This is a genomic window from Endozoicomonas sp. ALB115 (assembly GCF_049310245.1).
GTDB lineage: Bacteria > Pseudomonadota > Gammaproteobacteria > Pseudomonadales > Endozoicomonadaceae > Endozoicomonas.
In genome coordinates, this window is record NZ_JBLYZG010000197.1 from 1 (window position 1) to 1,115 (window position 1,115).

The 1,115-nt window shown below is 46.7% G+C and carries 1 protein-coding gene; it reads left to right on the forward strand.

The genetic code is table 11. The annotated features are described in order from the left end of the window. Window positions 1-1,097: IS4 family transposase (locus tag ACO6VE_RS24600; protein WP_422464148.1), on the forward strand; the 1,097-nt coding region annotated here is incomplete at its 5' end. Window positions 1,098-1,115 lie beyond the last annotated feature (18 nt).

Here is a 1,115-nt window from a genome sequence, read left to right on the forward strand (position 1 = left end):
AGCACAAAAGACCCACGACTATGGAACCCGCCGACTTACTCATTACGCAGTTTAGAACCTATTTGAAATGGAACAAGTGTCGCCTGAACGTCCTTGCTTTCCTTGTGCTGGGGTTGCTGGAAAAACAGACCGTAAACTTCACAAGTCTTGCAACCACCTTTCCCGGAAGGTCGCAGACTCTTTCCTGTTACCGAAGGATTCAGCGTTTTTTTCTCGAGGTGGTTTTTGATGAAAGTATCATGGCCACATTGATTGCCAGTCTGTTCGCACCGGAAGGCAAGTGGCAGCTCAGCATGGATCGGACTAACTGGATGTTTGGAATCTTCAAAATCAACATCCTGTTTCTGGCAATAAACTACAAGGGAATGTCTATCCCGATTTTATGGACACTCCTGCCCAAAAAAGGTTGCTCGAATACGACTGAACGCGTTGAGCTGCTGAAGAGGTTCCGAAAAATTTTCCCTGAGCAAGCCATACAGCGCCTGTTAATGGATAGAGAGTTTAAAGGAAAACAATGGCTGAAATATCTGGTTCATGGTAACTGGCCCTTCTGCATCAGAGTTCCCAACAATACGCTTGTTCCCAATAAGCACCAAAACAGGTTGCTGCCAGTAACCAGAATATTTTCACTGTCAACAGGCGAAACCATGGCAATCCGGCAGCCACGAAAAGTCTGGGGGCAAATGGTATACCTTGCCGCCTCCAAAAAAGGGAGCGATCCGATGGTGGTAATCTGTAACGCCGAACCTTGGCGTGCCATTAGTGACTATCTCCAGAGATGGCAGATAGAAACCATGTTCCAGGCTATGAAAGGACGGGGCTTTAACCTTGAGGACACGCATCTGAAGGATCGGGATAAAATATCGAAATTGCTGTGCACTCTGGCATTAGCCTTTTGCTGGGCATATAAGACAGGTGAGTGGATAAATGAAACAACGCCTATCAAGGTAAAAAGCCATGGGCGAAAAGCACAATCTATCTTCCGAGCAGGACTGGATTATCTTGCCCGTATTTTGAATCATATCGATACGTGGCTGGAAGAGCTATTTGGGGCTGTAGCACTGCTCTTTGAGACCAGGTGGGAGAGAGCCTCATGAAAATTGTCGTGTACAGTG